The organism is Streptomyces sp. NPDC051909, from assembly GCF_040681095.1.
Classification (GTDB): domain Bacteria; phylum Actinomycetota; class Actinomycetes; order Streptomycetales; family Streptomycetaceae; genus Streptomyces.
This window is the reverse complement of record NZ_JBFAYA010000029.1, coordinates 43,460-64,625: the sequence shown is the minus strand read 5'-3', so window position 1 is coordinate 64,625 and position 21,166 is coordinate 43,460. Positions and strand designations below refer to the sequence as shown.

Genomic DNA, 21,166 nt, shown 5'->3' with positions numbered 1-21,166 from the left:
GCCTACCGGCCACAGACCAACGGCAAGGTCGAACGCTTCAACCGCACCCTGCTCGACGAATGGGCCTACCTGCGGCCCTACACCTCGAACGACGAGCGGACAGCGGCCCTGGCAGACTTCCTGCACACCTACAACCACCACCGCTGCCACACCGCACTCGACGGACACCCGCCCATCACCCGCGTCAACAACGCTGCGGGTCAATACACCTAGGGCTCGCGCGGGGCGCGGGCGTCCGGGTTGTGCCAGTGGAGCGGCGGGGGGCTGATCAGCCATTCCGCGCGGGTGGCGGGGCGGGTCCGGAAGCGGCCGACGGACGGCAGACGGTCGTGGAAGATGCGGACCGGGTCGGTGCCGAGGCAGGCCAGCTCCTCCGCCACCTCGTCGAGCAGTCCGGGCGGGCCGGCCAGGTAGACGTCGTGGGCGGGCCAGTTGACGCCCGCCCGCAGGGCCTGGAGCAGGCGCTCGGTGGCCTGGTCGCGGGGGCGGCCGGGGGCGGCGGTGATGTAGGTGACGTGCAGGCCGGGGAGCAGTCCGCACAGGCGCTGCGCGTCGGCCCGCCCGTACAGGTACTCCTTGGCCCGGGCGACCACGAACAGGCGCCCCTCAAGCTCGGGTTCGTCCCGCGCGGCCTCTTCGAGCAGGGCCCGCACCGGTGCCCAGCCGGTGCCTCCGGCGATGTAGGTGCGGGGTTTGCCGGGCGGGGTACGGGCGGTCAGCGCGCCGCCCGGGGAGCTCAGCCGGAGCGTCTCGCCGACCCGCAGCCGTTCGGTCAGCGCCGTGCTCATCAGCCCGCCCCGGATCCGGCTCACATGCAGCTCCAGGAGGCCGTCCGGGCGTGGCGCGTTGGCGAGGGAGTAGGTGCGCCATACCCGCGGCAGGTGGAGCGTGCTCACACTCACGTACTGCCCGGCGGCGTACGGGTAGGGGCGGCGCGGGCGCAGCGTGAGCAGCGTCAGGTCGTCCCCGTACCGCTCGTGGCCCACGACGTCCGCGTCCCACCAGGCCGGCTCCCCTTCCGCGACGGCCTCCTCGGCGCCGGCCTGCATCAGGTCGGCGACCCGCCCGTACGCCTCGGTCCACGCCTTCTCGGCCTCGATCGTCCACGCGGGCCCCGCGGTGTGCGCGAAGGCGGCGAGCAGGCTCGCGCCGACCGCGCAGTAGAGCGGGGGCGTGGCGAGGAACTTGCGGTGGTCGCGGCCCAGCTGCCCCAGGTAGTGCGCGAGCCCGGGGTCCTCCAGATGCGTCACCACATGGGTGAGCGCGGCGAACAGCCGGTCCCGCTGCGGCGCCAGGTCCTTCGGGAACAGCTCGCGCATGCCGGGGTTGTGCCAGAAGAGGTGCGAGTAGAAGAAGGTGACGGCGTGCTCGGCACGCCTTTCGACGACCGCGAACACACTTCTGAGCAACTGGGCATCCACGCGGTGAATCTAAGCCAGGCGGTGTCACCGCACGGGCGGACTTCGGCATTCTCCGGCGCGGTCGGCCCGTCGTGTGTCAGCTTCGGAAGAAGTCTGTCAGGACGGGGGCCAGGACCTCCGGGGCGATGGTGTGCTCAGGCCTGAGCACCCCGCCGCCGGTTCACGGCGGTGAGATCGATGTCGATCTCGAACGGGAGGGTGACCTTGAGCCGGTCGTGATGGATGCCGGTGACCGCGTACATGTTGGTCGCGGGGTCGAGCTCGTACACGAACACGATGGGCTGTCCGTCGTTCCTCTCCACCCGCCAGAAGTGCGGGATGCGCGCAGCGGCGTACTTACGGGGCTTGATCTCCCGGTCACGTTCGAGAGATTCGGTGGACACGATCTCCACGGCCAGGACGATGTCCTCGGGCTTGAACCAGGTCTGATCGGGGTCGTCCGCGCCGAGGCGGACGACCATCAGATCGGGTTCCGGCCGGTCCCGATCCCCCAGTTTGGTGGTCATCTCCCGCACGACATCGAGATCCGCTGGTGCCTGCGCCCGTAGCGTGCTCACCAACAGGTCTGTCGTGGCCATGTGGAAGTAGGTCTGCGGACTCACGAAGAACAGTCCTCCGTCGATCAGCTCGGTGTGCGGCGGGAGACCCGGAATCCGGTCGAGGTCGTCCGCAGTCCACCCACCGGCCGGCGGCGTCGGAAATGCGTACTGCTCTGCCCGCTCATCATCGGCTGCGGCACTCATCAGCGCTCCCATGCGACGGAGTCTGGCGCGTACGGTAAGCCTACCCACCAGGAACGTGAGAGGGTCCGCCAAACGAGTGAGCCGTCGGCGGGCCGGTTACGGTCGGGTCATGCACGAGCAGCCGTCGACCCCCGCCCCCGAGCTCTTCACCTGGGAGTTCGCCACCGATCCGTACCCGGCGTACGCCTGGCTGCGCGAGCACGCGCCCGTGCACCGGGCCACCCTGCCCAGCGGGGTCGAGGCCTGGCTGGTGACGCGGTACGCGGACGCCCGGCAGGCGCTTGCCGACCAGCGGCTCTCGAAGAACCCGGCGCACCACGACGAGCCGGCGCACGCCAAGGGGAAGACGGGCATCCCGGGCGAGCGCAAGGCCGAGCTCATGACGCACCTGCTCAACATCGACCCGCCGGACCACACCCGGCTGCGCCGGCTCGTGTCGAAGGCGTTCACCCCGCGCCGGGTCGCGGAGTTCGCACCGCGGGTGCAGGAGCTGACGGACCGGCTCATCGACGGCTTCGTGGAAAGGGGGAGCGCCGACCTCATCCACGAGTTCGCGTTCCCGCTCCCCATCTACGCGATCTGCGACCTGCTCGGCGTGCCCGCCGAGGACCAGGACGACTTCCGCGACTGGGCCGGGATGATGATCCGGCACGGTGGCGGGCCGCGCGGCGGGGTCGCGCGGTCGGTGAAGAAGATGCGGGGCTATCTCGCGGAGCTCATCCACAAGAAGAGGGAGGAGCCGGGGGACGATCTGATCTCCGGGCTCATCCGCGCCTCGGACCACGGCGAGCACCTCACCGAGAACGAGGCCGCCGCCATGGCCTTCATCCTTCTCTTCGCCGGCTTCGAGACCACGGTCAACCTGATCGGCAACGGGGTGTACGCGCTGCTGCGCAACCCCGAACAGCGCCGCCGGCTCCAGGACTCGGTCGCGGCGGGCGAGACGGGACTCCTGGAGACCGGGATCGAGGAGCTGCTGCGCTACGACGGGCCGGTGGAGCTGGCGACCTGGCGGTTCGCGACCGAGGCGCTGAGCATCGGCGGGCAGGACATCCCGGCCGGCGACCCGGTTCTGGTGGTCCTCGCGGCCGCGGACCGCGACCCGGCGCGGTTCGACATGCCGGACACCCTGGATCTGGCGCGCCGTGACAACCAGCACCTGGGGTACGGGCACGGCATCCACTACTGCCTGGGCGCCCCGCTGGCGCGCCTCGAAGGGCAGACGGCGCTGGCGACGCTCCTGACTCGCCTGCCGGACCTGCGACTTGGGGCCGATCCGGCGGAACTCCGGTGGCGCGGTGGGCTCATCATGCGTGGCCTGCGCACGCTTCCGGTGGAGTTCAGTGCTTCCCACAAAGCCACGCGTAACTGACGGACCATCAATACTGTGATCTTCGCGTGATCTGCCCTGCATCGACTTGTGACGTGCGTTCGAATGCCGCTACGTTCACCCGCAGTCTCAGCAGTCACGCGAAAGGCACTCCGCATGCGCTCCGGGAACGGACGACACCGCAGACCCCGCCAGGCCCCCGCACTCGTCGTCGCGGCAGGAGTCACCGGCTCGGCCATGGCGCTGCCGCTGCTCGCCACCGGCTCCGCCTCCGCCGCCGACGCCCAGACCTGGGACCGGGTGGCCGAGTGCGAGTCGGGCGGCGCGTGGAGCGCCAACTTCGGCAACGGGCTCTACGGCGGCCTGCAGTTCACCCAGGAGAGCTGGGAGCGGCACGGCGGCCTGGCCTACGCGCCGAGCGCGGACCTGGCGAGCCGGGCCCAGCAGATCGCCGTCGCGGAGAAGGCGTTCATGGCCGGTGACGACCAGTGGGCCACCTGCGCGCCGATCGCCGGCCTGAAGAAGGACGGCAAGACGCCGGCCGTCGACCCGGGTCCGGGTGTCACGCCCGAGGAGTCCACCGGCCCGGCGCCGGAGTCCAACCGCACCGACGGCCTGCCCGCCACGGGCTCCGGCAAGGCCGGCACCGGCACCACCGCCGGCCCCTCGGCCGGGACGGCCACTCCGGCGACCCCCGCCACCCCCTCCACCGGCACGCCGGCCGCCCCCGGGTCCACGACCGCGCCCGCCACCCCGGCGACCCCCGCCGCGCCCGCGACCCCCGGCAGCTCCGTAACGCCCGGTATGCCCGGAACGCCGGATGGATCCCTTCTGCCGGGCACGCCCGGAACGCCTGGAACACCCGGAACGCCTGGCGCCTCGGATGCGGCCACGCCCGGCACCGGCAAGCACCGGGGTGACGCCGCGGCAGATGACACGGGCGTAACGGACGGCACTGTCGATTCCGGACGCCATGCCGCGCCCGCTGACGGTGCGCAGGGTGACGCGACCAGTGATCCCGGGGCGGGCGATTCGGGCACCTCGGACAAGGCGGGCGAATACACCGTCAAGCCGGGTGACAGCTTGTCGGGCATTGCGCGGGACAACGGTCTCCACGGCGGCTGGTCCGCCCTCTATGACGCCAACAAGGAGACGGTCGGCTCCGACCCCGACCTCATCCTCCCTGGTCAGAGCCTTGAGCTGGGGCTCGGACTCGGCAGCGCCCAGGAGTAGTTCGCGGCTGAATGTCCGGTTCTGTCCAAGTGAGACATGGGTCTCTCTTGCCGAACTGGCGTGTCACGTCCGCAAACTTTGCTCGCCGCACTCCCCACCTGCGCAAACGGGGCCTGACGGAATGCAAGTAGGGGCGATTTTTCCGGGTTGATGGTCTTTGAACTTCTCCCGGGTCTATGTCTACGGTCGTCACCGCTCGCCACCGCGGGCCCCGTCGCCGGTACGCCGAATCCTGCCGCCGACCGATGGGAACAGTCGTCGCGCAAGCGCCGAAGGCAGGAGCGGGGGACCCAAGGTAAGTGCCGGCCCCGGCCGTTGAGACAGACGGCCGACGATCGGCTTGGGGTGAAGCCGCGTGCTAGGACACGCGGCCGGGCAACTCACTCGCCCGAACCCGACAGCTCACCTCGTAGGCGTCGGTGAGGAGAACTTCCATGCTGCTTTCCGGCAAGGGCAAACACCGTCGTGCCTCCAAGGCCACCCGCGCCGTCGCGCTCGTCGGCGTGGCCGGCGTCGCCGTCGCCGCCCCGCTGATGACCGCGGGCTCCGCCTCGGCCGCCACCAGCTCCGAGTGGGACGCCGTCGCCCAGTGCGAGTCCGGCGGCAACTGGGCCATCAACACCGGCAACGGTTTCTACGGTGGCCTGCAGTTCACCAACTCCACCTGGGCCGCGTTCGGTGGCACCGCCTACGCCGCGCGTGCCGACCTCGCGTCGAAGTCCCAGCAGATCGCCGTCGCCGAGAAGGTCCTCGCGGGCCAGGGCAAGGGCGCGTGGCCGAGCTGTGGCGTGGGCCTCTCCAGCGCCTCGTACGACGGCGGCTCCGCCGAGGCCGCGGCCCCGGCCCCGGCCCCGAAGCGCACCGCCGAGCAGCCGACCACCCGCAGCGAGCAGCGCACCGCGCCGAAGCCCGCGGCCAAGCCGGCTCCGAAGCAGACCGTCACCACCCCGACCGGCAAGAAGGTCGAGAAGGGCGACGGCGAGTACAAGGTCGTCTCCGGCGACACCCTCAGCAAGATCGCCCAGGCGCACCACGTCAAGGGCGGCTGGGCGAAGCTCTTCGAGCTGAACAAGGACATCGTCCAGGACGCCGACCTGATCTACCCGGGTCAGCAGCTCCACCTGAAGTAAGGAAGGACGGGGACGGTCCGGCGGTCGTCCCCTTCCCCCGCCCTCCCCGCGGTGACCGAGAGGCCGGCCCGGAGCATCCCGCTCCGGGCCGGTTTCGTACTCGTAGGTAACCGGGGTCTTTCGTCCCTCTATGCATGCCCTCGGGTCCTTTTTCGTCCCAGGGGGCGGGCGCCCGGCTGGCCGGAGGCCCCGAGCCGGTTAGGCTCTTGTCGCAAGGCGAACGAGACCTTGCCGCATGCGTCACAACCAGCGTCACATCCCAGAAGGAGATGCTCGTGCCGTCCATCGACGTCGTCGTAGCCCGGGAAATCCTGGACTCCCGAGGCAACCCCACGGTCGAGGTCGAGGTCGGCCTCGACGACGGCAGCACCGGCCGTGCTGCCGTTCCCTCCGGTGCCTCCACCGGTGCGTTCGAGGCCATTGAGCTCCGCGACGGGGACCCCAACCGCTACCTCGGCAAGGGCGTCGAGAAGGCCGTCCTCGCCGTCATCGAGCAGATCGGCCCGGAGCTCGTCGGCTACGACGCCACCGAGCAGCGGCTGATCGACCAGGCGATGTTCGACCTGGACGCGACCGAGAACAAGGGCTCGCTCGGCGCCAACGCCATCCTCGGTGTCTCCCTCGCCGTGGCGCACGCCGCCTCCGAGGCCTCCGACCTGCCGCTCTTCCGCTACCTCGGCGGCCCGAACGCGCACCTGCTGCCCGTTCCGATGATGAACATCCTGAACGGCGGCTCGCACGCCGACTCCAACGTGGACATCCAGGAGTTCATGATCGCGCCGATCGGCGCCGAGTCCTTCTCCGAGGCCCTGCGCTGGGGCACCGAGGTCTACCACACCCTCAAGAAGGTGCTGAAGGACAAGGGCCTGTCCACCGGCCTCGGCGACGAGGGCGGCTTCGCCCCGAACCTGGAGTCCAACCGCGCCGCGCTCGACCTCATCCTGGAGGCCATCAAGCAGGCCGGCTACGTCCCGGGCAAGGACATCGCGCTCGCGCTCGACTGCGCCGCCTCCGAGTTCTACAAGGACGGCCTGTACGAGTTCGAGGGCAAGTCCCGCTCGGCCGCCGAGATGACCGAGTACTACGAGGAGCTCGTCGCCTCGTACCCGCTCGTCTCCATCGAGGACCCGCTGTTCGAGGACGACTGGGCCGGCTGGAAGGTCATCACCGACAAGCTCGGCGGCAAGGTGCAGCTCGTCGGCGACGACCTCTTCGTCACCAACCCGGAGCGCCTCGCCCGCGGCATCGAGGAGGGCTCCGCGAACGCCCTCCTGGTCAAGGTCAACCAGATCGGCTCCCTGACCGAGACCCTGGACGCCGTCGAGCTGGCCCAGCGCAACGGCTTCAAGTGCATGATGTCCCACCGCTCCGGCGAGACCGAGGACGTCACCATCGCCGACCTCGCCGTCGCCACCAACTGCGGCCAGATCAAGACCGGCGCCCCGGCCCGCTCCGAGCGCGTCGCCAAGTACAACCAGCTGCTGCGCATCGAGGAGATCCTCGACGACGCCGCGGTCTACGCCGGCCGCAGCGCCTTCCCGCGCTTCAAGGGCTGAGCCTCTCCGTAAGGCAGCTTCCGTACGTCCCCGCACCCGGTCCCGTACCGTGTGCGGGGACGCACGTTTGACCAGGGCGCACGACGGACGGGGAGGCGCAGGACATGGCCGTGAAGAACCGGGACCGGTTCTCGACCGCGACCCGGATCAGGCTGCTCGGCGAGCAGACCGCCGCCCGTGTCTACCGCTCCCAGACCCGCCGCCAGGCCCGCCGCTCCCGGCTCACCGGCCGCGCGGCCTTCCTGGCCCTCGTGGTCTGCTCGCTCGTGGTGGCGCTCGCCTACCCGATGCGGCAGTACGTCTCCCAGCAGGGCGAGATCGCCGACCAGGAGCGCAAGGCCGCCGAGGCGGCGAAGCGGGTCGAGGAGCTGCGGGACGAGAAGGCCCGCCTCCAGGACCCGGCCTATGTGCGCCGGCTCGCCCGCGAGCACCTGCACTACGTGATGCCCGGCGAGACCGGGTTCACCGTGAACGACCCCGACGCGGAGCACCGGCCCCGCACCGACCAGGACGCGGCGGACGACCGCCCCTGGTACGACAACCTGTGGGACGGCGTCGACAACGCCGACCGCCACTGAGCAACCAGGATCGATGATGGAAACGCCCCCTCCGCAGACCGAACGCACCGAGCCCACCGACGCGGACGTCGCCGCGTTCGAGGCCCAGCTCGGCCGGCCGCCCCGCGGCCTGCGCGCCATCGCGCACCGCTGCCCGTGCGGTAACCCGGACGTCGTCGAGACCGCGCCGCGGCTGCCCGACGGCACGCCGTTCCCGACCACGTACTACCTGACCTGCCCGCGCGCCGCCTCCGCCATCGGCACCCTGGAGGCCAACGGGGTCATGAAGGAGATGCAGGCCCGGCTCGCCACCGACCCCGAGCTCGCCGCCGCCTACCGGGCCGCGCACGAGGACTACATCGCGCGCCGCGACGCCATCGAGGTCCTGGAGGGCTTCCCCTCGGCCGGCGGCATGCCCGACCGGGTCAAGTGCCTGCACGTGCTCGTCGGCCACTCGCTGGCCGCCGGCCCCGGCGTGAACCCCTTCGGCGACGAGGCCCTCGCGATGCTGCCCGAGTGGTGGGCCAAGGGGCCGTGTGTGAACCCGTGCGCGGAGAAGGACGACGAGGGTGGGGAGGGGAAGTGACCAGGGTCGCGGCAATCGACTGCGGTACGAACTCCATCCGCCTCCTCGTCGCCGACCTGGCTGTGCCCGATAGCGCCTCCGGCGCGGGTGCCACGGGCGAGCTCGTCGAGCTGGACCGGCGGATGACGATCGTCCGGCTCGGCCAGGGCGTCGACGAGACCGGCCGACTCGCGCCCGAGGCGCTTGAGCGGACCTTCGTCGCCTGCCGCGAGTACGCCGAGGTCATCAGGGAGTTCGGTGTCGGCGCGGACCGGCTGCGCTTCGTCGCCACCTCCGCCTCCCGCGACGCCGAGAACCGCGAGGACTTCGTCAAGGGAGTCGTCGGGATCCTGGGCGTCGAGCCCGAGGTGATCACCGGCGACCAGGAAGCCGAGTTCTCCTTCATCGGCGCGACCGGCGAGCTGCACGGTACCGACCGGCGCCTGGTGGTGGACATCGGCGGCGGCTCGACCGAGTTCGTGGTCGGCAACAGGCACGTCGAGGCCGCCCGCTCGGTCGACATCGGCTGCGTCCGGCTCACCGAGCGGCATGTGCGGCACGACCCGCCGTCCGCCGACGAGGTCGCCGCGATCCGCGCCGACGTGCGCGCGGCGATGGACCTGGCCGCCGAGACAGTGCCGATCACCGAGGCCGAGACCCTGGTCGGTCTGGCCGGTTCGGTCACCACGGTCGCCGCCATGGCCCTCGGCCTGCCGGAGTACGACTCCGAGCGCATCCACCACTCCCGGATCTCCCGCGCGCAGGTCGACGAGGTGGTCGCCCGGCTGCTCGGCTCCACCCACGACGAGCGCGCCGCGATCGAGGTGATCCACCCCGGGCGGGTCGACGTGATCGTCGCCGGAGCGCTGGTCCTCGCCGAGATCATGGAGCGCACCGGCGCCGCCGAGGTCGTGGTCAGCGAGCACGACATCCTCGATGGGATCGCGCTATCCGTCGCATAGCGGCCGGCTATGAGCCCCTGTGAGAGGCCTGCGAGGGGCCTCCGGAGACCCTCCGAGGGCCCCTGGAGGGACCCTTCGCCAAAAGGTTCGTGAAGTTCTTCACAAGGAAAAGGGCCCTGTGGGAGCACCTGGAGGGCCTTTGGTCCCTCCGAGGGGCCGCGCGGGGCCCTTTCGCAGGCACGGAGGCCACTTCGCTCGTTGTTTCCATCGTGTGAACGTGCCCTGCGGTTCAGCGTTAAGGAAGGCTCTCCGGTCCAGTTCACAAGGGGTGAACAACGCTCTTCCCCACGCCGTGGTTCCTTTGCTGGACCATGACCTGGGTCACGTGGGCGGCGGAGTGTAGCAGAGGTCCCCCGCAACCTTGTGAAGGGGCGCACGAGCCACCCCTCCCGAGGGGGTGGATACTCGGATGCATGAGCACCACGGAGCGTCCCAGGATCCTCGTAGTAGGCGGTGGGTACGTAGGCCTGTACGCAGCTCGGCGCATCCTCAAGAAGATGCGCTTCGGCGAGGCGACCGTCACGGTCGTCGACCCGCGGTCGTACATGACCTACCAGCCCTTCCTCCCCGAAGCCGCCGCCGGCAGCATCTCCCCGCGTCACGTCGTCGTCCCGCTGCGACGCGTCGTGCGCGGTGCGGAGGTGCTCACCGGCCGGGTCACCACCATCGACCAGGACCGCAAGGTCGCCACGATCGCGCCGCTCGTCGGCGAGGCGTACGAGCTGCCGTTCGACTACCTGGTCATCGCGATGGGTGCCGTCTCCCGCACCTTCCCGATCCCCGGTCTCGCCGAGCAGGGCATCGGCATGAAGGGCATCGAGGAGGCCATCGGCCTGCGCAACCACGTCCTCGAGCAGCTCGACAAGGCCGACTCGACGACCGATGAGGAGGTCCGCCGCAAGGCGCTGACCTTCGTCTTCGTGGGCGGCGGCTTCGCCGGCGCGGAGACCATCGGCGAGGTCGAGGACATGGCCCGTGACGCGGCGAAGTACTACACGAACGTGAAGCGCGAGGACATGCGCTTCATCCTCGTCGACGCCGCCGACAAGATCCTTCCCGAGGTCGGCCCGAAGCTCGGCCAGTACGGCAAGGAGCACCTCGAGGGCCGCGGCATCGAGATCTACCTCTCGACGTCGATGGACTCCTGCGTCGACGGCCACGTCGTGCTGAAGAACGGCCTGGAGGTCGACTCCAGCACCATCGTGTGGACCGCCGGTGTGAAGCCGAACCCGGCGCTCGCCCGCTTCGGTCTGCCGCTCGGCCCCCGCGGCCACGTGGACACCACCCCGAAGCTCCAGGTCCAGGGCATGGACTACGTCTGGGCCGCGGGCGACAACGCCCAGGTCCCGGACCTGGCCGCGATCAAGGCCGGCGTCCCGCCCGAGCGCGCCTGGTGCCCGCCGAACGCCCAGCACGCCCTGCGCCAGGCCAAGGTCCTCGGCGACAACGTGGTGGCCGGCATGCGCGGCTTCCCGCAGAAGGAGTACTCGCACTCCAACAAGGGCGCCGTCGCGGGTCTCGGCCTGCACAAGGGCGTCGCGATGATCGTCATGGGCAAGATGAAGATCAAGCTCAAGGGCCGGCTCGCCTGGTACATGCACCGTGGCTACCACGGCATGGCCATGCCGACCTGGAACCGCAAGATCCGCATCTTCGCCGACTGGACCCTCGGCATGTTCCTCAAGCGCGAGGTCGTCTCCCTGGGCGCCATGGAGACCCCCCGCGAGGAGTTCTACGAGGCGGCCAAGCCCGCCCCGGCGCCGGCCGCCCCGGCGCAGGAGAAGGCCAAGGCCTCCTGACCTCGTAGGTCCCCGCAGCAGTACCAGCAGCACCGGCAGTACCCGTAGTACACACGCAAGGCCGTAAAAGGGCCGTCCGCCATCCGTGGTGCGGACGGCCCTTCGCGTGTTTTTCACGCTGTTTACGCACGCGGCGGGATGGCATCGCCTACCGACGGTGTTCCCATGGTGACGAGCATTTCTGGGGCACGAGATCACGGAGGTGTTGCACCATGGCCGACGCCGCGTCGCGGCTGACCGCCCTTGCCGAGGACGTCCTGGGAGCGAAGCTCCCGGTGCGCCTGCGGGCCTGGGACGGCAGCGAGGCCGGTCCTGCGGACGGCCCCGTACTGATCGTGCGCGAGCGCCGCGCGCTGCGGCGGTTGCTGTGGAAGCCGGGGGAGCTGGGGCTCGCCCGGGCCTGGGTGGCCGGGGAGATCGACGTCGAGGGCGACCTCTACGCGGTCCTGGACCGGCTGGCCGGCTTCCTCTGGGAGCGCGACGAGGAGTCCCGCGGCGCCCTGGAGACCGTGCGCGACCCGAAGATCAGGGCGGCGGCGAAGACGCTGCTCAAGCTGGCCGGCCCGTTCCCGCCGCCGAAGCCGCCCGTGGAGGAGATGCGCGGGCGCAGCGGCACCCGGCACAGCAGGCGCCGGGACAAGCAGGCGATCAGTCACCACTACGACGTGGGCAACGAGTTCTACGAGCTGGTCCTCGGCCCCTCGATGGTCTACTCGTGCGCCTACTGGACCGATTCGGGCACCCTTGAGGACGCCCAGCGCGACAAACTGGACCTGATCGCCCGCAAGCTGGCCCTCAAGGAGGGCGACCGGCTGCTCGACGTCGGCTGCGGCTGGGGCTCGATGGCGATCCACGCGGCGAAGGAGTACGGGGCGCGGGTCGTCGGCATCACCCTCTCCCGTGAGCAGGCCGCCTACGCCCGCAAGCGGATCGCCGACGCGGGCCTGACCGACCGGATCGAGATCCGGGTCCAGGACTACCGGGACGTCGCCGACGGGCCGTTCGACGCGATCTCTTCCATCGGCATGGCCGAGCACGTCGGCGCGGTCCAGTACCGGGAGTACGCGGACGTCCTGTTCCGGCTCCTGAAGCCCGGCGGGCGGCTGCTCAACCACCAGATCTCGCGCCGCCCGGAGGCCGACGAGGACGCGTACCACGTGGACGCCTTCATCGACGCGTACGTGTTCCCGGACGGCGAACTGGCCCCGATGGGCCGCACCCTGACGACCCTTGAGGAGGCCGGGTTCGAGGTGCGGGACGTCGACGTGCTCCGCGAGCACTACGCGCTGACGCTGCGCCGCTGGGTGGCCAACCTGGAGGCGCACTGGGACGAGGCGGTCCGACTGACCTCGCCCGCCCGGGCGCGGATCTGGCGCCTGTACATGGCGGCCTCGGCGGTCTCCTTCGAGCGCAACCGGATCGGCGTCAACCAGTTCCTGGCGGTGAAGACCCCGGTGTCGGGCGCGAGCGGGCTGCCGCTGCGCTCGCGGGAGTGGACGGAGTAGCCGACTCCGCGTCCGTACGGCGAAGGGCCGAGCTCCCCTCAGGGGAACCCGGCCCTTCGCCGTGCTCACGTGCTCACGTGCCGAGGACTACTCGGCCTTGATCGCGGCCAGCATGTTCAGCTTCGCCGCGCTGCGTGCCGGCCACAGCGAGGCGAGCACGCCGACCAGTCCGGCGAGGGCCAGGAAGATCCCGATCCGGCCCCACGGCAGCACCAGCGTGTAGTCCGGCAGGCTGTCCCTCAGCGTCTCGCCGATCGCCCAGCCGAGGAACGAGCCGAGGCCGATGCCGACGACCGCGCCGAACAGCGAGATGACCACGGCCTCCAGACGCACCATCCGCTTCACCCGGCGCCGGTCGAGACCGATCGCCCGCAGCATGCCGATCTCCTGCTGCCGCTCGAAGACCGACATCGCGAGGGTGTTGACGACACCGAGCACCGCGATGATCAGGGCCATCGCGAGCAGGCCGTACATGATGTTCAGCATCATGTTGATGATGCCGCCGAACTGGTCGCGGATGTCCTTCTGGTCCATCACCGTGATGGCCGGGTTGTCGCCGAGCGACTTCATCACGGCCTTCTCGGCCGCGTCCGACGGGCCGCCGTCCATCTTCACGAAGATCTGCGGGATGTACGGCTTGGGGTCGTGCGCGTTGAGGACCTTGGTGTCCAGCATGAGCGGCGAGACGAACTCGCTGCCCTCGTAGACCGCGCCGACCGTCAGCGCGCCCTTCTTCTTGTCGGAGAACTCCACCGGCAGCTTCGAGCCGACCTTCCAGCCCTGCTTGTCGGCGGTCTTGTCGTCGACCGCGACCTTGCCGTCGGCGAGGGTGCCGAGGGAGCCGTCGACGACCTTGAGGTTGAGCACCTTCTCGACGTCGCCGGGGGTGACGCCGGAGACGGACTTGAAGGTGTCCTTCACGGTGACCCAGCCGGCCTGCTGCGGGGAGACGGCGGTGGCGCCCGGGGTCTTCTTCACGGCGTCGAGCGCGGCCTGGTTGAGGCCCTCGCCGCTCGCCATGCTGATCATGTAGTCGGCCTTGATCTGGTCCGTCGTCATCCGGTCGACGGCCGCGCCGACCGTGACGCCGAGCACCGAGAGACCGGTGACCAGGGTGAGGCCGATGGCGAGCGCGGAGCCGGTGGCACCGGTGCGGCGCGGGTTGCGGACCGCGTTGAGGCCGGCCAGCGCGCCGGCCACGCCGAAGGCCTTGAGGACCGGGCGGGCCAGTGCGATCACCGGGCGGGCGAGCAGCGGCATCAGCACGATCACGCCGATGAGGGCGAGGAACGCACCCACGCCGATCAGGGCCCGGCCGCCGTCGCCGCCGATGGCGGCACCGCCGAGGATGCCGACCACACCGAGGCCGGAGATGATGCCGCCGATGATGTTGCGCACGACGAGCGACTTGGTGCTGGCCACCGCGTGGACGCTGTTCATGGCGGCGACCGGGGGGATCCGCGCGGCCCGGTAGCCGGGCAGCAGCGCGGCCACCAGGGTGACCAGGACGCCGACGACGAGCGCCCAGAGCAGCGGGCTCGCGCCGATGACCAGCTCTCCGTCGGGGATCTTCAGACCGAAGGAGTTCATGCCGGACCGCAGCCCGGCGGCGAGCCCGACGCCGAGCCCGAAGCCGATGACCGAGGCGACCAGGCCGACGAGCGCGGCCTCCGCGAGCACGGAGTTGGTGATCTGCTTGCGCGAGGCGCCGACGGCGCGCATCAGCGCGAGTTCCTTGGTGCGCTGGGCGACCAGCATGGTGAAGGTGTTGGCGATCAGGAAGATGCCGACGAACAGCGCGATGGCGGCGAACACCAGCAGCATGATGTTGAGGTTCTTGAGCCCGGCCTCGATGTCCTTGGCCTGCTGGTCGGCCAGCTCCTTGCCGGTCTGGGCGTCGGCGGTGTCGCCGACGACCGGCTTCACGGCCGCGAGGATCCTGTCCGCGTCGGCGCCCGGCTCGGCGCTGACGTTGATGTCATTGAAGAAGCCGGGCCGCAGGTACAGCTTCTGGGCGACGTCGGTGTCGAACAGGACGAGGCTGCCGCCCGCGTTGACGGCGCCCTCCTCGGTGGTGAAGACACCGGCGAGGGTGTAGGTCTCGACGGGGCCGTTGGTGGCCACCCGGACCTGGTCGCCGACCTGGTAGCCGCCCTTGCCGGCGGTCTCCTTGTCGAGCGCGATCTCGTCGTCCTTCACCGGGCCCTGGCCGGCGGTGAAGGTGTAGGAGGCGTCCTTGCCGTCCTTGCCGGGGGCGAAGTTGGTGCCCTCGTTGGACCAGCCGGCGCCGATCAGCTTGCCGTCCTTGTCCGGCACGCCGGCGAAGCCCTTGACGCGGCCGGTGGCGTCGGCGACGCCGTCGAGCGCGGCGATCTTCTGCCGGGTCTGCTCGGACAGGCCGGGCGTGGCGTTCGGATCCTTCTGGTTCGGCGCGGCGCTGACGGCCACGGCGATCCGGTCGTAACTCTTGGCCGACTGGTTGCGGAAGGCGTTGGACAGGGTGTCGGTGAAGACCAGGGTGCCGGAGACGAAGGCCACGCCGAGCATCACGGCGAGCACGGTCATCAGCAGCCTGGCCTTGTGCGCGAGCACGTTGCGCAGGGCGGTACGGAACATGGAGGTGTCCTGGGTACGGAAGGTGGGAGGGCGGACGGGGAGGAGACGGGGCCCGGGGCCCCGGGTCTCAGCTCGTGCGGCCCTTCGCGTCGAAGGCCTTCATGCGGTCGAGCACGCCGTCCGCCGTCGGGTGGAGCATCTCGTCGACGATCCGGCCGTCCGCCAGGAAGATCACGCGGTCGGCGTAGGAGGCGGCGACCGGGTCGTGGGTCACCATCACCACGGTCTGGCCGAGTTCGCGCACCGAGTTGCGCAGGAAGCCGAGGACCTCGGCGCCGGAGCGCGAGTCGAGGTTTCCGGTGGGCTCGTCGCCGAAGATGATCTCGGGCTTGGAGGCCAGGGCGCGGGCCACGGCCACGCGCTGCTGCTGGCCGCCGGAGAGCTGGTTGGGGCGGTGGCCGAGCCGGCCGGACAGGCCGATCATGTCGATGACCTGCTGCACCCACTGCTTGTCGGGCTTGCGGCCCGCGATGTCCATCGGCAGCGTGATGTTCTCGAGCGCGGTGAGCGTCGGCAGCAGGTTGAACGCCTGGAAGATGAAGCCGATCTTGTCCCGGCGGAGCCGGGTGAGCTGCTTGTCCTTCAGGGTGCCGAGCTCGGTGTCACCGATCCGGACCGAGCCGGAGGAGAAGGAGTCGAGGCCGGCGACGCAGTGCATCAGGGTCGACTTGCCGGAGCCGGAGGGGCCCATGATGGCGGTGAACTCGCCCTGTCCGAAGCCGACGCTGACGCGGTCGAGGGCGACCACCTGGGTCTCGCCCTGTCCGTAGACCTTGCTGAGGTCGGTGGCGTGGGCGGCCACCGCGGTCGAGCGGTGCACGGTGGGGGTGGTGGTCACGACGGCGACTCCTGTCACTGCGACGATTCGGGAACCACTCCATCGTGTCGTCCGCCGTCGGCCGGGACGTCCGTCCACGTGCCCGTTCGAGGGGCCCTCTGGAGTCGGACCACCAGGGCGCCCCGTCATACCTCAGGATGACGGCGACCCCGAGAGGGCGGACCGGGGCGGAAGCCGGTCCGGAGGCCGCCGCGGAAGGTGACGGAGTCCGGCTGCGTTCTGCGGCGAGTTTTCGTCATTCCACCCCCCTTGTCTTTGCTGGCGCGACCCTGGTCACACTTCGTCACAAGGCCCCCCACCTGCACTGACGCACCCTCAGGTGTCAATAAAATAAGACAACATCGGGCCATCGTTCGACTGAACGGGCGACGCGCCCCGATAGGCTCCTGTGCCAACGCGGAGCTTCGCGCACGCCCGGATGGTGGAATGCAGACACGGCGAGCTTAAACCTCGCTGGCCTTCGTTGGCCGTACCGGTTCGAATCCGGTTCCGGGCACTTCTCGGCGTCCGTGGTGCCCCCGGCGCCGCCTCGGCCGACTCCCGCTCGACACGATCGTATAAAGATCCTCCCCGAGCACGAGGGAGTTCCTTTTGCCTTCCTATTACTCTTGACGCAAGGCCGCGCAGTGCGGCCACGGAGGAGTGAGATGAGGAGCAGTAACCCGGTCTTCTCGCGACGGGGGTTCAGCCGCGACAACGCCTACGCGGGCGCGCAGCAGCCGCAGGCCGGGGGCGTCGGAACCAACCCGTACGCCACCGGCAACCCCTACGCCGAGGGTGCCGCCAACCCGTACGCGACCAATCCGTACGCGCCCCAGGACGCGCAGTTCGGCGCGCCGCAGCAGGTCCGCGGCAATGTGATGACGATCGACGACGTGGTGAGCCGTACGGCGATCACCCTCGGCACCGTCGTCGTGACCGCCGTGCTGTCCTGGCTGCTGCTGCCGGTCGACCCGGCCAACCTGGGCAAGTCGTACGCCATCGGCGTCGGCGCCGGTCTGGTGGCCCTGGTCCTGTCGCTCGTCCAGTCCTTCAAGCGCAAGCCCGTCCCGGCGCTGATCCTGGCCTACGCGGCCTTCGAGGGCGTCTTCCTCGGTGTGATCTCCGCTGCGGTGTCGACGTACATCGCGGACGGCGTGGTCGCCCAGGCGGTGCTCGGCACCATGGCGGTCTTCGCCGGTGTGCTGATCGCCTACAAGATGGGCTGGATCCGCGTCACCCGCCGTTTCTACGGCTTCGTGATCGCGGCCGCGATCGGCTTCATGCTGCTGATGGCGGTCAACCTGCTGTTCGCCGTGATCGGCGGCGGTGACGGCCTGGGCTTCCGCAGCGGCGGCCTCGGCATCATGTTCGGTGTCATCGGCATCATCCTGGGCGCCTGCTTCCTGGCCCTGGACTTCAAGCAGGTCGAGGACGGCATCACCTACGGCGCTCCGCGCGAGGAGTCCTGGCTGGCGGCCTTCGGTCTCACCATGACGCTGGTGTGGATCTACATGGAGTTCCTGCGTCTGCTGTCGATCCTTCAGGGCGACGACTGACGCATCGCATGACCTGGGAAGGGCCCGTCCGGCATCCGCCGGGCGGGCCCTTCCGCGTCTCTACGAGACGTGTGCGTCGAGCAGCACCCGGGCCGCGTCCTTGGCCTGGGCGGCCGGTTCGGAGGTGCCGTTGATGCCGGCCACGACCATCGCGCCGTTGGCGAGCAGGGCGAGCTGGTCGGCGAGGGCGGGCGGGGCGTTCATGGCGCCGGTCTGCTCGGCGAAGTAGTCCCGCAGGGCCTGCTTGTGGCCGCGGGCGAGGCCGGCGATGTCGGGGGAGATGCCGCCCATCTCGCCGAAGGTGTTGATGAAGGCGCAGCCCCGGAAATCGGGCTCGGCGAACCAGGCGCCCAGGTAGTCGAAGACCGCCAGGGCCCGCTGGTACGGGGTGGTGGCGTGGGTGGCGCCATGGGCGGCGATGGCCTCGCGCACCGCCGTGTCGCGGCGTTCGAGGACCGCCCAGACCAGATGGTCCTTGGACGGGAAGAGCTGGTAGAGGCGCTTGAGGGAGACCCCGGAGGCGCTGCGGATGGCGTCCATGCCGACGGCCTGGACACCCTTCTCGTCGAACAGCGTCTCGGCCGTCTCCAGGAGCTTCAGCTCCGCGGTCTCCGCGTCCATCACCGATCACTCCTCGGAAAGCGCCCTTGCGGGAGAACCATCGTTCTCCTACTCTACAGGGCAGAGGGAGAACGATCGTTCTCTCCGCCATGCAGCGACCCACGGGAGACAGTCATGTCCGCATTCGCCCTGCGCGCCCGCACCGAGACCGTCGACGGTCTGGAGGTCTTCTACCGGGAGGCCGGCGACCCCGCACGCCCCACCCTGGTGCTGCTGCACGGCTTCCCGAGCAGCTCGCACATGTACCGGGGCCTGATGGCCGCGCTCGCCGACTCGTACCACCTGATCGCACCCGACCACATCGGCTTCGGCGCCTCCGCCGCGCCGGCCGTGGACGCCTTCGACTACAGCTTCGAGAAGCTCACCGAGATCACCCTGAAGCTGCTCGACCGGCTCGGCGTCGACCGCTTCGCGCTCTACGTCCAGGACTACGGCGCGCCCATCGGCCTGCGCATCGCCGCCCGCCACCCGGAGCGGATCACCGCGATCGTCACCCAGAGCGGCAACGCCTACCTGGAGGGCTTCACGCCCTTCTGGGACGTGCTCTTCGCCCACGCCAAGGACCGCGAGGCCAACGAGGACGGCGTACGCGCGCTGCTCACGCCCGAGGCCACCCGGTGGCAGTACACCCACGGCGTGCCGGCCGACCGGCTCGACCGGATCGGCCCGGAGGCCTGGACCCTCGACCAGGCGGGCCTGGACCGGCCGGGCAACCAGGAGATCCAGCTCCAGCTGTTCTGGGACTACCAGTTCAACCTGGACGGCTACCCGGCCTTCCAGGAGTACTTCCGCACCCACCGGCCGCCGCTGCTCGCCGCCTGGGGCCGCGGCGACGAGATCTTCGGCCCGGCCGGCGCCGAGGCCTTCGCCCGCGACCTGCCGGACGCCGAGATCCACCTCCTCGACGCCGGGCACTTCGCCCTGGAGACGCACGGCGAGGAGATCGCGGAGCTGGTCCGCGACTTCCTCGGCCGTCACGTCGGGAAGTGAGCCGCCGCGGCTGTGCCGCCGCGGTCTACAGCATGCGGCGGGCTGCCCTCCGCAGGTCGTACTCGTGGATGATCGCCTTGGCGTGCCCGTAGGCGAGCCCGTGCTCGCCGCGCAGCCAGCTGACCTTCTCCTCGAAGCGGACGAGGGACGGGCCCTCCTCGACGGCCTTCAGCCAGTCGGACACCTCACGACCGGTGCAACGGGGGATGCGGGCCAGCAGATTGCGGTGGGTCTCTTCGGAGAATGTGCGGGACATCGGCGCCTCCGGACGCGTTGTGCCTGTGCTCCTTCACGCCACCGTGCCCGAGCGTTCGCCCGTTGGCAATGGTCCCCGGACGGCGCGTAGGGTCGCGGGGTGCGCGATACGACCGAACTGACCGCCGCCGCCGAGCGCTTCGCCGACCGGCTGCGGGCCGCCCCGCAGAGCCGCCTCCAGCGCGGCGCCGCCGCCGAGGGGCTCGCTCTGGCCAGGGAGTTGGCGGCCCGGGCGCAGCGCCTGGAGCACCCTGGGCGGGAGCCCCGGATCATGCCCGACGCGGGAGTGTTCGCGGTCGCCGACCAACTCGCGGTCGCCGCCGCGGATCTGGCCGAAAGCATGCGTACGGCCCCGGCAGGAGCCCCGGGAGGGGACCTGGACGAGGCCGTGGAACTCGTACGGGAGGCGGAGGCCCGCGCCGGGCTGTAGAGCCCCGTGCCGGGCCGCCTCCGGGGCGCCCGCACGGCGCCCCTCGGGGAATCACATGCTGGCGATCACGCGGTCCGCGAGGATGTACACGTTGTCCTCGGGCGCCTCGCCGCAGGAGAACGTCAGGGCGTAGGCGCCGGAGATGCCCGAGCCGCCGAGCAGGACGGGGGTCTGCCCGGCCCGCAGGGCCTCGGCGAGGCGCTCGGCGGTCTCGCGGTGGCCGGGGGTCATGCACAGCGTGGTGCCGTCGGCGAAGACGTACACGTCCAGGGTGCCCAGCGGGCCGGGGCGCACGTCGGTCAGCGCCGTACGGGTGTCGGCCAGCTCCTCCAGACGCGCCACCGTGCGCTCGTGGTCGGTGACCACGGGCGTGCGGACCGGCACGAAGTCCGGGTGCGAGGGGTGCCGGCGGCGGGCCGCGGCCAGCTCGGGGGAGTCCTCGGGGTACTCGCCGGCCCCGGCGCCCGCCGGCTCGCCGGTGAGCTCACCGGCGAGCTCCGGGAACTCCTCGAAGGTCTCGAAGGTGTCGAACGTGTCGAAGAGCCCCATCGGGTCCTGCAGCGCCTCGCGGCCCGGGCCGTCGAGCGCGGCGGCCTCCGCCTCCATGGCCTCCAGGGCCATCGACTCCAGGCCCGCGAAGTCGGACTGGCGCGGGACGAAGTAGGGGCCGTCCTCGGCCGGGCCGGCCAGACCGCCGAGTAGCGACGGGGCGTCGGCGGCGTCCCGGGCCTCCTGCGCGGCCCAGAAGGCGCGCGCCTCGGCGAGCTCGCGCTCGCGCTCCTCGGCCAGGGCCTCGGCGACCGCGGCCCGTATCTCGGCGGCGGGCGTCTGCCGGGCCTGGGGGACGGACGCGCCCTGTGCGGTTGCGATCTCGCCACGCAATGCGATGATCTGCTTACGGAGAGCGTGGGCGGAGTGCAGGGCCGCGGCGCCCACGGCCGTGGCAGCGGCGGTGGTCACCAGCAGGGCAAGAGACAGAGCGCTCACTGACGTACTCCCGATTCCGAGTCGATCCCCCGACTTCCTACATCAGAGTGTCCCGAGGTCGCGCGGTCTGTCAGTGCATTACGTCACGAA

General features: G+C 70.6%; 20 protein-coding genes, 1 tRNA gene and 1 riboswitch. Of the genes, 14 read left to right on the top strand and 7 right to left on the bottom strand.

Annotation, left to right across the window (positions count from 1 at the left end; translation table 11 throughout):
- On the top strand, positions 1-213 hold a 213-nt coding region (locus AB0M18_RS31630; protein WP_365764106.1), incomplete at its 5' end, for an integrase core domain-containing protein.
- Here the strand turns inward: AB0M18_RS31630 and AB0M18_RS31625 are convergent.
- Both AB0M18_RS31625 and AB0M18_RS31620 read right to left on the bottom strand, forming a co-directional pair.
- On the bottom strand, positions 210-1,421 hold the full coding sequence (locus AB0M18_RS31625) for a globin domain-containing protein (RefSeq protein WP_365764104.1): 1,212 nt from the start codon (positions 1,419-1,421) through the stop codon (positions 210-212). The genes AB0M18_RS31630 and AB0M18_RS31625 overlap by 4 nt on opposite strands.
- 134 nt (positions 1,422-1,555) lie before the next feature.
- Positions 1,556-2,176 (bottom strand): Uma2 family endonuclease, encoded by a 621-nt coding sequence (locus AB0M18_RS31620; protein ID WP_365764102.1) that lies wholly within the window; start codon positions 2,174-2,176, stop codon positions 1,556-1,558.
- Between the two features lie 97 nt (positions 2,177-2,273).
- On the opposite strand from AB0M18_RS31620, the gene AB0M18_RS31615 reads away from it, so the two are divergent.
- The 9 genes from AB0M18_RS31615 (at position 2,274) to AB0M18_RS31575 (ending at position 12,801) form a co-directional block, all read left to right on the top strand.
- Entirely contained in the window at positions 2,274-3,536 is a 1,263-nt protein-coding gene (locus tag AB0M18_RS31615; RefSeq protein WP_365764100.1) for a cytochrome P450, read from the top strand.
- Positions 3,537-3,650: 114 nt separating this feature from the next.
- On the top strand, positions 3,651-4,727 hold the full coding sequence (locus tag AB0M18_RS31610) for a transglycosylase family protein (protein WP_365764098.1): 1,077 nt from the start codon (positions 3,651-3,653) through the stop codon (positions 4,725-4,727).
- 257 nt (positions 4,728-4,984) lie between these two features.
- Positions 4,985-5,158: riboswitch (cyclic di-AMP (ydaO/yuaA leader) on the top strand.
- Between the two features lie 3 nt (positions 5,159-5,161).
- Positions 5,162-5,857 (top strand): transglycosylase family protein, encoded by a 696-nt coding sequence (locus AB0M18_RS31605; RefSeq protein ID WP_365764096.1) that lies wholly within the window; start codon positions 5,162-5,164, stop codon positions 5,855-5,857.
- A 269-nt stretch (positions 5,858-6,126) separates the two neighbouring features.
- The gene (gene eno, locus AB0M18_RS31600; protein WP_365764094.1) at positions 6,127-7,413 is read left to right on the top strand and encodes a phosphopyruvate hydratase; all 1,287 of its coding nucleotides are present in this window, start codon (positions 6,127-6,129) and stop codon (positions 7,411-7,413) included.
- A gap of 104 nt (positions 7,414-7,517) precedes the next feature.
- Positions 7,518-7,991: a septum formation initiator family protein gene (locus AB0M18_RS31595; RefSeq protein WP_365764092.1), complete on the top strand. Its 474-nt coding sequence runs from the start codon at positions 7,518-7,520 to the stop codon at positions 7,989-7,991.
- Between the two features lie 16 nt (positions 7,992-8,007).
- Positions 8,008-8,556 carry a DUF501 domain-containing protein gene (locus AB0M18_RS31590; RefSeq protein WP_365764090.1) on the top strand — a complete coding sequence of 183 codons (549 nt, stop codon included), beginning with the start codon at positions 8,008-8,010 and terminating at the stop codon, positions 8,554-8,556.
- Positions 8,553-9,497, top strand: coding sequence for a Ppx/GppA phosphatase family protein (locus AB0M18_RS31585; protein ID WP_365764088.1), 945 nt, complete (start codon positions 8,553-8,555; stop codon positions 9,495-9,497). Before AB0M18_RS31590 ends, AB0M18_RS31585 begins: the two co-directional genes overlap by 4 nt.
- Positions 9,498-9,910: 413 nt before the next feature.
- On the top strand, positions 9,911-11,296 hold the full coding sequence (locus AB0M18_RS31580; protein ID WP_365764086.1) for an NAD(P)/FAD-dependent oxidoreductase: 1,386 nt from the start codon (positions 9,911-9,913) through the stop codon (positions 11,294-11,296).
- A gap of 212 nt (positions 11,297-11,508) precedes the next feature.
- Positions 11,509-12,801, top strand: coding sequence for a cyclopropane-fatty-acyl-phospholipid synthase family protein (locus AB0M18_RS31575; RefSeq protein ID WP_365764084.1), 1,293 nt, complete (start codon positions 11,509-11,511; stop codon positions 12,799-12,801).
- An 87-nt stretch (positions 12,802-12,888) separates the two neighbouring features.
- Here AB0M18_RS31575 and AB0M18_RS31570 read toward each other — a convergent pair whose 3' ends face one another.
- The gene (locus AB0M18_RS31570) at positions 12,889-15,417 is read right to left on the bottom strand and encodes an FtsX-like permease family protein (protein ID WP_365764082.1); all 2,529 of its coding nucleotides are present in this window, start codon (positions 15,415-15,417) and stop codon (positions 12,889-12,891) included.
- Positions 15,418-15,484: 67 nt separating this feature from the next.
- Positions 15,485-16,255 (bottom strand): ABC transporter ATP-binding protein, encoded by a 771-nt coding sequence (locus AB0M18_RS31565; RefSeq protein WP_365764080.1) that lies wholly within the window; start codon positions 16,253-16,255, stop codon positions 15,485-15,487.
- A 412-nt stretch (positions 16,256-16,667) separates the two neighbouring features.
- On the opposite strand from AB0M18_RS31565, the gene AB0M18_RS31560 reads away from it, so the two are divergent.
- Positions 16,668-16,751 (top strand) — tRNA-Leu (locus AB0M18_RS31560).
- A gap of 151 nt (positions 16,752-16,902) precedes the next feature.
- Positions 16,903-17,793, top strand: coding sequence for a Bax inhibitor-1/YccA family protein (locus tag AB0M18_RS31555; RefSeq protein WP_365764078.1), 891 nt, complete (start codon positions 16,903-16,905; stop codon positions 17,791-17,793).
- A 60-nt stretch (positions 17,794-17,853) separates the two neighbouring features.
- Here AB0M18_RS31555 and AB0M18_RS31550 read toward each other — a convergent pair whose 3' ends face one another.
- On the bottom strand, positions 17,854-18,414 hold the full coding sequence (locus AB0M18_RS31550) for a TetR/AcrR family transcriptional regulator (RefSeq protein ID WP_365764076.1): 561 nt from the start codon (positions 18,412-18,414) through the stop codon (positions 17,854-17,856).
- A gap of 114 nt (positions 18,415-18,528) precedes the next feature.
- On the opposite strand from AB0M18_RS31550, the gene AB0M18_RS31545 reads away from it, so the two are divergent.
- Entirely contained in the window at positions 18,529-19,404 is an 876-nt protein-coding gene (locus AB0M18_RS31545) for an alpha/beta hydrolase (protein WP_365764074.1), read from the top strand.
- A gap of 25 nt (positions 19,405-19,429) precedes the next feature.
- Here the strand turns inward: AB0M18_RS31545 and AB0M18_RS31540 are convergent, their stop codons facing one another.
- Positions 19,430-19,660, bottom strand: coding sequence for a DUF4287 domain-containing protein (locus tag AB0M18_RS31540; RefSeq protein WP_365764072.1), 231 nt, complete (start codon positions 19,658-19,660; stop codon positions 19,430-19,432).
- 99 nt (positions 19,661-19,759) lie between these two features.
- Between AB0M18_RS31540 and AB0M18_RS31535 the strand changes: the two genes are divergently transcribed.
- A complete protein-coding gene (locus AB0M18_RS31535) occupies positions 19,760-20,089 on the top strand; it encodes a hypothetical protein (RefSeq protein WP_365764070.1) in 330 nt (109 codons plus the stop codon).
- Between the two features lie 51 nt (positions 20,090-20,140).
- Here AB0M18_RS31535 and AB0M18_RS31530 read toward each other — a convergent pair whose 3' ends face one another.
- Positions 20,141-21,076, bottom strand: coding sequence for a hypothetical protein (locus tag AB0M18_RS31530; RefSeq protein WP_365764068.1), 936 nt, complete (start codon positions 21,074-21,076; stop codon positions 20,141-20,143).
- Positions 21,077-21,166 lie beyond the last annotated feature (90 nt).

Coding starts and splice junctions, on each gene's coding strand:
- AB0M18_RS31620 (WP_365764102.1), bottom strand. CDS start 2,176: ATGGGAGCGCTGATGAGTGCCGCAGCCGATGATGAGCGGGCAGAGCAG.
- AB0M18_RS31615 (WP_365764100.1), top strand. CDS start 2,274: ATGCACGAGCAGCCGTCGACCCCCGCCCCCGAGCTCTTCACCTGGGAG.
- AB0M18_RS31610 (WP_365764098.1), top strand. CDS start 3,651: ATGCGCTCCGGGAACGGACGACACCGCAGACCCCGCCAGGCCCCCGCA.
- AB0M18_RS31605 (WP_365764096.1), top strand. CDS start 5,162: ATGCTGCTTTCCGGCAAGGGCAAACACCGTCGTGCCTCCAAGGCCACC.
- eno (WP_365764094.1), top strand. CDS start 6,127: ATGCTCGTGCCGTCCATCGACGTCGTCGTAGCCCGGGAAATCCTGGAC.
- AB0M18_RS31595 (WP_365764092.1), top strand. CDS start 7,518: ATGGCCGTGAAGAACCGGGACCGGTTCTCGACCGCGACCCGGATCAGG.
- AB0M18_RS31590 (WP_365764090.1), top strand. CDS start 8,008: ATGGAAACGCCCCCTCCGCAGACCGAACGCACCGAGCCCACCGACGCG.
- AB0M18_RS31580 (WP_365764086.1), top strand. CDS start 9,911: ATGAGCACCACGGAGCGTCCCAGGATCCTCGTAGTAGGCGGTGGGTAC.
- AB0M18_RS31575 (WP_365764084.1), top strand. CDS start 11,509: ATGGCCGACGCCGCGTCGCGGCTGACCGCCCTTGCCGAGGACGTCCTG.
- AB0M18_RS31570 (WP_365764082.1), bottom strand. CDS start 15,417: ATGTTCCGTACCGCCCTGCGCAACGTGCTCGCGCACAAGGCCAGGCTG.
- AB0M18_RS31555 (WP_365764078.1), top strand. CDS start 16,903: ATGAGGAGCAGTAACCCGGTCTTCTCGCGACGGGGGTTCAGCCGCGAC.
- AB0M18_RS31550 (WP_365764076.1), bottom strand. CDS start 18,414: ATGGACGCGGAGACCGCGGAGCTGAAGCTCCTGGAGACGGCCGAGACG.
- AB0M18_RS31545 (WP_365764074.1), top strand. CDS start 18,529: ATGTCCGCATTCGCCCTGCGCGCCCGCACCGAGACCGTCGACGGTCTG.
- AB0M18_RS31540 (WP_365764072.1), bottom strand. CDS start 19,660: ATGTCCCGCACATTCTCCGAAGAGACCCACCGCAATCTGCTGGCCCGC.